The sequence below is a fragment of the Rhizobium sp. CBN3 genome (assembly GCF_030518245.1).
GTDB lineage: Bacteria > Pseudomonadota > Alphaproteobacteria > Rhizobiales > Rhizobiaceae > Rhizobium > Rhizobium aethiopicum_A.
This window is the reverse complement of the sequence record NZ_JAULSE010000053.1, coordinates 1-7,569: the sequence shown is the minus strand read 5'-3', so window position 1 is coordinate 7,569 and position 7,569 is coordinate 1. Positions and strand designations below refer to the sequence as shown.

At 63.3% G+C, this 7,569-nt stretch carries 5 protein-coding genes and 1 pseudogene; 5 read left to right on the top strand and 1 reads right to left on the bottom strand.

The genetic code is table 11. The features are described 5' to 3' along the window. Positions 1-250: 250 nt before the first annotated feature. A pseudogene (locus QWJ46_RS30575) lies at positions 251-1,288 on the bottom strand (IS5 family transposase). 219 nt (positions 1,289-1,507) lie between these two features. Here QWJ46_RS30575 and QWJ46_RS30570 point away from each other — a divergent pair. The 5 genes from QWJ46_RS30570 to QWJ46_RS30550 are packed head-to-tail and all read left to right on the top strand — an operon-like array spanning position 1,508 to position 7,419. After that, positions 1,508-2,653 carry an isovaleryl-CoA dehydrogenase gene (locus tag QWJ46_RS30570; RefSeq protein ID WP_302756264.1) on the top strand — a complete coding sequence of 382 codons (1,146 nt, stop codon included), beginning with the start codon at positions 1,508-1,510 and terminating at the stop codon, positions 2,651-2,653. After that, a complete protein-coding gene (locus QWJ46_RS30565; RefSeq protein WP_302756263.1) occupies positions 2,650-4,260 on the top strand; it encodes a carboxyl transferase domain-containing protein in 1,611 nt (536 codons plus the stop codon). The genes QWJ46_RS30570 and QWJ46_RS30565 overlap by 4 nt, the downstream gene beginning before the upstream one ends. Positions 4,261-4,268: 8 nt before the next feature. Further along, positions 4,269-6,134 (top strand): acetyl/propionyl/methylcrotonyl-CoA carboxylase subunit alpha, encoded by a 1,866-nt coding sequence (locus tag QWJ46_RS30560; RefSeq protein ID WP_302756262.1) that lies wholly within the window; start codon positions 4,269-4,271, stop codon positions 6,132-6,134. Then, complete coding sequence (locus tag QWJ46_RS30555) at positions 6,134-6,586, top strand: MaoC family dehydratase (protein WP_302756261.1); 453 nt, start codon at positions 6,134-6,136, stop codon at positions 6,584-6,586. Before QWJ46_RS30560 ends, QWJ46_RS30555 begins: the two co-directional genes overlap by 1 nt. Further along, a complete protein-coding gene (locus tag QWJ46_RS30550) occupies positions 6,583-7,419 on the top strand; it encodes a CoA ester lyase (RefSeq protein WP_302756260.1) in 837 nt (278 codons plus the stop codon). The genes QWJ46_RS30555 and QWJ46_RS30550 overlap by 4 nt, the downstream gene beginning before the upstream one ends. The last annotated feature ends 150 nt before the right edge of the window (positions 7,420-7,569 follow it).

Below are 7,569 nucleotides of genomic sequence, written 5' to 3'. Positions count from 1 at the left end.
AAGCAACATGGCGCAAGGCCGGTGAATTGCTCGACGCATTCTCGCCGGCCGAATGCGCCAACTATCTCACAAACTCAGGCTATGCTTCCGTATGAAAACAGCATGCTCTAGGGACTGTTGCGTAATGGGCGATGAAGATTGCTGAACAGTGTAGCGACCAAGGGTGGTTGCCCCGCTTCGGTGTAAAGCGGGCTGATCGTGGTGAAATTTGGTGATTTGGCAGGCGACTGGACGCAATCCGCCCGTCGGCTCAGCTGGTCAGCGTCACCCAGCGGCGCATGTTGAAGGCGATGGCGGCGATCAGTACCTGGGCCTCAGCCTTGGCCAGTCCGCGATAGCGGATGAGCGACAGGCCCATGCGCCGCTTCCATGTGGCAAAGGTCGTCTCGACCGCAGCTCGCCGCCTTGAGATCAGAGCGTTCAGGCGCATCAGCCGAGGCGGCAATGTCTTATGATGTTTGTTCGGCCGGCGCATCAGTCGGGCCTTGATGCCTCTGGCCTTCAAGTCTTTGACCCGGGCATGGGTATGATAGGCGCTGTCGGCCAAAACCGACCGTTCATCGCCGCAGATCAGAGCGTCGGCGCAGACCGTGTCGTTGACATTGGCCGGTGTCGTCTTCACCCGGCGGATCAGGCCGGAGCCCTCATCGACGCCGACATGGGCCTTGTAACCATAAGATGAGCCCGCTCGGCCCTTGCGGCGCGTAAAGCGGGCATCGGGATCGCTCAGTTTGAGGGACGAGGCTGCCTTCCCATCCGCCGGTTTCTCGTCCGCCGGCTATTCTGGCGCCTGCTGTCCGGGAAGTCGCTCGCGTGGCGGGCGCGCCGCGCCGGTCTCGATGATCGTCGCATCCAGCATCGTGCCGCGCCGCAGGATCAGCCCGGCCGCATCCAATTGCCGGTCGAGTTCGCCAAACAGCTTCTCTAAGAGCCCTGCCTCGCTCAAAAGGTTGCGGAACCGGCACAGCGTCGTGTGGTCAGGAACCGCTGCCTCCAGGCTCAGGCCGGCAAAACGGCGAAACGACAGCCGGTCGTACAAGGCCTCTTCCAATTCCGCATCCGAAAGACCGTACAGCGACTGCAGCAGCAGCGCCTTGAACATCACCAGCGGTGGATAGGCCGGCCGACCCGGCGACGTCTCCGCCCGCAGCCCACGTAACAGCTTCTCGAACCGATACCACTTTACCAGAGCAGACAATCGATCAAGGCGCCCACTGCCTCCTGCCTGCGGCAACAACGCATCCACAAAGCTGAATTGACCTGTCTCTTTGACCGCCATCCAAATCATCCCCCGTTCAAAACAAGGGAATCACATCCTCGGTATTTTGCAACAGTCCCCGCTAGGGAGAAGCGGAATCGTGGCAAGCGCCGCGTACCTCCCTCATTCCTCATGAGCAAGATATGTCGGACGAAGTTGCCGTTTGCTACCGCACACGCATGAGGGAGGCTGGGGTGCCTATTTGAACCTGCCGCAACCCGCGCTACATATTTCAGCGGGAGGAGTGCCATGTTTGATTTTTCGCTCGGCGAAACCGCGGACGCGATCCGCGAAACGACGGCGCGATTTGCCGCCGATCATATTGCTCCGCTGGCTGCGGAGATCGACGAAAGCAACACATTTCCGCGCCAGCTCTGGCCGCAGATGGGCGCGCTCGGCTTGCATGGCATCACCGTCGAGGAAGAGTTCGGCGGCGCCGGTCTCGGTTATCTCGAGCACGTTGTCGCCATGGAGGAGGTCTCGCGCGCCTCGGCTTCCGTTGGCTTGAGCTACGGCGCCCATTCCAATCTCTGCGTCAATCAAATCCGCCGCTGGGCCTCGGCGGAGCAGAAACGCCGCCATCTGCCGAAGCTGATCTCGGGCGACCATGTCGGCTCGCTTGCCATGTCGGAGGTCGGCTCCGGTTCGGATGTCGTCTCCATGCGGTTGCGTGCCGAGAAAAGAGACGACCGCTATATTCTGAACGGCACGAAGTTCTGGATAACCAACGCGCCGCATGCCGACGTGCTCGTCGTCTATGCCAAGACCGATCCGGCGGCCGGCCCGAAAGGCATTTCCGCCTTCATCATCGAAAAGGGTCTGCCCGGCTTCAGCGTCTCCAAGAAGCTTTCCAAGCTCGGCATGCGCGGCAGCGATACGGCCGAACTGGTCTTTCAGGATTGCGAAGTGCCGGCCGAGGCGTTGATGGGCCGAGAGGGAGAAGGCGTGAAAATCCTGATGTCCGGCCTCGATTACGAACGCGCCGTGCTCGCCGGCGGCCCGCTCGGAATCATGCAGGCCTGCCTGGATGTCGTGCTGCCCTATGTGCGCGATCGCAAGCAGTTCGGCAAGCCGATCGGCGATTTCCAGCTGATACAGGCCAAGATCGCCGACATGTATGTCGCGCTGAATTCGGCGCGCGCCTATGTCTATTCCGTGGCACGGGCCTGCGATGCCGGCCGCGCGACGCGCACCGACGCGGCCGCCGCGATCCTTTTTGCCAGCGAGAATGCGGTGAAAGTTTCGCTCGAGGCGATCCAGGCGCTTGGCGGCGCCGGCTATACCAAGGAATGGCCGGTCGAGCGCTTCCTGCGCGACGCCAAGCTTTACGATATTGGCGCCGGCACCAATGAGATCCGCCGCTATCTGATCGGGCGGGAGCTCATCGCATCATGACGGTGATTTCGACTGCGATCGATCGCGACAGCGAAAGCTTGAAAGCCAATACCGCCAAGAACAAAGCCCTCGTCGACGAACTCTACGCGCGTTCGGCGAAAGCGCGCGAGGGCGGATCGCAGGCGGCGCGCGCGCGCCATACAGGCAAGGGCAAGCTCCTGCCGCGCGACCGCATCCAGCTCCTGCTCGATGCCGGCAGTCCCTTCCTGGAGATCGGCACACTGGCGGCCAACGGCATGTATGGCGACGAGGCGCCTAGCGCCGGCATCATTTCCGGCATCGGCCGTGTTAGCGGCCGCGAGGTGATGATCGTCGCCAATGACGCGACGGTGAAGGGTGGCGCCTATTTTCCGATGACGGTCAAGAAGCATCTGCGGGCGCAGGAAATCGCCCTGCAGAACCGGCTGCCCTGCCTCTACCTCGTCGATAGCGGCGGCGCGAATCTTCCGCATCAGGCCGAGGTCTTTCCCGACCGCGACAATTTCGGCGCCATCTTCTACAACCAGGCGCAGATGTCGGCCGAAGGCATTCCGCAGATCGCCTGCGTGATGGGAAGCTGCACGGCCGGCGGCGCCTATGTCCCTGCCATGTCTGATGAAACCGTCATCGTGCGCAATCAGGGGACGATCTTCCTTGCCGGGCCGCCGCTGGTCAAAGCCGCGACCGGCGAAATCATCTCGGCCGAAGAGCTCGGCGGCGCCGAAACCCATGGCCGCCGCTCCGGCGTCGTCGATCATGTCGCCGAGAATGACGAACATGCGCTGCTTTTGGTGCGAGACATCGTCGCCAGCCTCAACAGCGTCAAATCGGTCGATATCGATATCCAGCCTCCGCGACCACCGAAACTCGATTCCCAGGATCTCCTCGGCCTCATTCCCGATGACGTGCGCTCGCCCTATGATGTGCGCGAGGTAATCGGCCGGATCGTCGACGGATCGGAACTGCACGAGTTCAAACCGCTCTACGGCACGACGCTCGTCTGCGGCTTCGCCCGCATCTGGGGCATGCCGGTCGCCGTCATCGCCAATAACGGCGTGCTCTTTTCCGAAAGCGCGCTGAAGGGCGCGCATTTCATCGAGCTCGCCTGCCAGCGCCGCGTGCCGCTGCTGTTCCTGCAGAATATTTCCGGTTTCATGGTCGGCGGCCGCTATGAGGCGGGCGGTATCGCCAAGGACGGGGCAAAGCTGGTGACGGCGGTTGCGACAGCGACCGTGCCGAAGGTCACCGTCATTATCGGCGGCAGTTTCGGCGCCGGCAATTACGGCATGTGCGGCCGCGCCTATCGCCCGCGGTTCCTCTTCACCTGGCCGAATAGCCGCATCAGCGTCATGGGCGGCGAACAGGCGGCCTCGGTGCTCGCCACCATTCGCCGCGACGCGCTGGAGGCGCGCGGAGAGAATTGGTCTGTCGATGAAGAGGAGGCTTTCAAGGCGCCGATCCGCGCCGGCTATGAGGCGGAAGGCAATCCCTATTATGCCACCGCCCGCCTCTGGGACGACGGCATCATCGATCCTAGCCAGACGCGGGACGTGCTCGGCCTTGCTTTCTCCGCCTGCCTGAATGCGCCGATTCCGAAAGGGCCGCGCTTCGGCCTGTTCCGGATGTGAGGCGCGCCATGATGGAGAGCCTTCTCATCGCCAACCGGGGTGAAATCGCCCGCCGCATCATCCGCACGGCAAAGACTGCCGGCATCCGTACGATCGCCGTCTATTCCGACGCCGATGCCGGCCTGCCCTTCGTCAGAGAAGCCGACGAGGCGATCGCCATCGGGCCGCCGTCGGCCCGCGAAAGCTATCTGTCCGAGGCACGCGTCCTCGAAGCAGCCCGCAAAACCGGTGCGGCCGCGATCCATCCGGGCTATGGTTTCCTGTCGGAAAATGCCGAATTTGCCGAAGCGGTCGAGAAGGCCGGCATGGTCTGGGTCGGCGCGCCGGCGGCCGCAATCCGGGCGATGGGACTGAAGGACGCCGCCAAGCAATTGATGCAGGCGGCCGGCGTGCCGGTCACGCCCGGTTATCTCGGTCCGGACCAGGGCGAAGCAAGGCTTGCGGCCGAGGCCGATGCCATCGGCTACCCCGTCCTCATCAAGGCGGTTGCCGGCGGCGGCGGCAAGGGCATGCGCCGCGTCGACCGCCCGCAGGATTTCAGCGAGCTCCTCGCCTCCTGCCGCCGCGAAGCCGCCGCTTCGTTCGGCGATGATCGCGTTCTCATCGAACGCTTTATCGCCAACCCGCGTCATATCGAGGTGCAGATCTTCGCTGACCAGCATGGCAACTGCGTCCACCTCTTCGAGCGCGACTGCTCGCTGCAGCGTCGTCACCAGAAAGTCATCGAGGAAGCTCCTGCCCCAGGGCTCGATGCCGCCACCCGCGCGGCGATCTGCGATGCGGCGGTGAAAGCGGCAACAGCGGTGAACTACGTCGGCGCCGGCACTGTCGAATTCATCGCCGATGCTTCGCAAGGCCTGCGGCCGGATCGTATCTGGTTCATGGAGATGAATACGCGCCTGCAGGTGGAACATCCCGTCACTGAAGCCATAACAGGTGAGGATCTGGTCCTCTGGCAGCTGAGGGTGGCAAACGGCGAGCCGCTGCCGAAAAGCCAGGACGAGATCGCCATGAAGGGCTGGGCCTTCGAAGCCCGGCTCTATGCCGAAAATCCCGCCGCCGGCTACCTGCCCTCGACCGGCCGGCTCGAACATCTGAAACTTCCAGAGGCGGTTCGCGTCGACACCGGCGTCGAACAGGGCGATGAGATCACCGCCTTCTACGATCCGATGATCGCCAAGATCATTGCGCATGGGCCGAACCGCGAGGTCGCGCTGTCGAAGCTGGCCGCCGCCTGTGCCGGCATCGAGGTGTGGCCGGTCAGATCCAATGCCGGTCTTCTCGCCCACATCGCCGTCGACCCGGATTTTCGCGCCGCCCGGATCGATACCGGTTTCCTCGACCGCCATGGTGAAAGCCTAGTGGCGAAGGAGCCGGATAAGACGACAATCGACAAGGCGGCTACGGCACTTTCGAAGGTCGCGAATGAGGATCCCTGGTCGGCCCTGACCGGTTTTCGTACTGCCGGGCCAAGCGACAGCCGCGTGCGCGTGCGCATCGACGGTCACCTCCACTGGGGACGCGTACGCCCCGACCTTGAGGCGAATGCCGTCGAGATCGACGAGAAGACCGTGCTTTTCGACGCCGGCAATGCTTGGCCGATCGGCCTGCCCCATGCGGGCGAGGTCGAGGCAAGCCAGGGTGCGGGCGACGGCGCGATCCTTTCGCCCATGCCCGGCCTGGTCATCTCGGTCGATGTCGCCGAAGGCGATCATGTCGCCAAGGGGGATCGTCTGCTGACGGTCGAAGCGATGAAGATGGAACATGCGCTGCGCGCGCCCTTCGATGGCATCATCGGAAAACTGCAGATTTCCATCGGTAGCCGAGTTTCGGAAAACCAGCTGGTCGTCAGCGTCATCAAGGAGGAGGCGTGATGGCCGGCCGCTATTTCGACGAATGGACGGTCGGCGACCGCATCACCCACGAGATCCGCCGCACGGTCACCGAGACCGACAACCTGCTGTTCACGACGCTTTCCCACAATCCGCAGCCGCTGCATCTCGATGCCGATTATGCCGCCGGCACCGAATTCGGCCGCATCGTCGTCAACGGCACCTTCACCTTTGCGCTGACCGTCGGCCTTTCGGTCGGCGACACCACGCTCGGCACGCTCGTCGCCAATCTCGGCTATGACAAGGTGACGATGCCAAAACCGGTCTTCATCGGCGATACGCTGCGGGTGGAAACCGAGGTAACGGAGCTGCGCCGCTCGAACTCCCGCCCCGATGCCGGCATCGTCACATTCCGGCACGTGACCCTGAACCAGCGTGGCGAGATCGTCTGCCAGTGCCTGCGCACGGCAATGCTGAAGGTGAAACCGTCATGAGGCTGCGCTCGCTGCTCTTCGTGCCCGGCGACCGGCCCGAGCGTTTCGACAAAGCGCTCGCCTCCGGCGCCGATGCCGTTATTCTCGATCTGGAAGATTCGGTTGCACCCGCAAACAAGCCGAGAGCCCGGGAGGCCGTGCACGAGTTCGTCCTCCGCCATGCCGGCAAGACCGCTCTACTGATCCGCATCAATCCCCTCGCCTCGCCCGAAGCCCAAGACGACCTTGCCGCCGTGAACGGCCTTCAGCCCTTCGCCGTCATGTTGCCGAAAGCCGAGGGGGCCGTTTCCGTGCGCAAACTCGCAGCCTCGTTGACGCCGGCCGTTCCCGTTTTGCCGATCGCGACGGAGACGCCGTCCGCGATCTTCGAGATCGGCAGCTACCGGGACGTCTCGGCGAATCTTTGCGGCCTGACCTGGGGTGCGGAAGATCTGCCGGCCGCGATCGGGGCTTCGACGGCGCGAAGGACAGACGGCCGTTATACGCCACCTTATGAGCTTGCCCGTTCGCTCGCCCTATTCGCAGCCCATGCCGCCGCCGTTCCGGCAATTGAAACCGTCTACCCAAATTTCCGCGATCTCAACGGTCTCAGGGCCTATGTCGGCCGCGCCCGGCGCGACGGCTTTTCCGGCATGATGGCCATTCATCCGGGCCAGGTGGAAGCGATCAATCACGCCTTCACACCTGACCCCTCCGAGGTCGCCTGGGCCGAGAAGGTCGCCGCCGCCTTTGCCGCCAGGCCCGACGCCGGCGTCATCCAACTTGACGGGCGTATGCTTGACTTGCCGCATCTCAAGCTTGCGCTGCGCATTCTGGAACGCGCCGGACGGTAGGCCAACCTCCCATCAATCAGCCCGGTTTTGCGGTTTTCTTAGAGCATGCTGTTTTCATACGGAAGCATAGCCTGAGTTTGTGAGATAGTTGGCGCATTCGGCCGGCGAGAATGCGTCGAGCAATTCACCGGCCTTGCGCCATGTTGCTTC

Coding starts and splice junctions, on each gene's coding strand:
- QWJ46_RS30560 (WP_302756262.1), top strand. CDS start 4,269: ATGATGGAGAGCCTTCTCATCGCCAACCGGGGTGAAATCGCCCGCCGC.
- QWJ46_RS30570 (WP_302756264.1), top strand. CDS start 1,508: ATGTTTGATTTTTCGCTCGGCGAAACCGCGGACGCGATCCGCGAAACG.
- QWJ46_RS30550 (WP_302756260.1), top strand. CDS start 6,583: ATGAGGCTGCGCTCGCTGCTCTTCGTGCCCGGCGACCGGCCCGAGCGT.
- QWJ46_RS30565 (WP_302756263.1), top strand. CDS start 2,650: ATGACGGTGATTTCGACTGCGATCGATCGCGACAGCGAAAGCTTGAAA.
- QWJ46_RS30555 (WP_302756261.1), top strand. CDS start 6,134: ATGGCCGGCCGCTATTTCGACGAATGGACGGTCGGCGACCGCATCACC.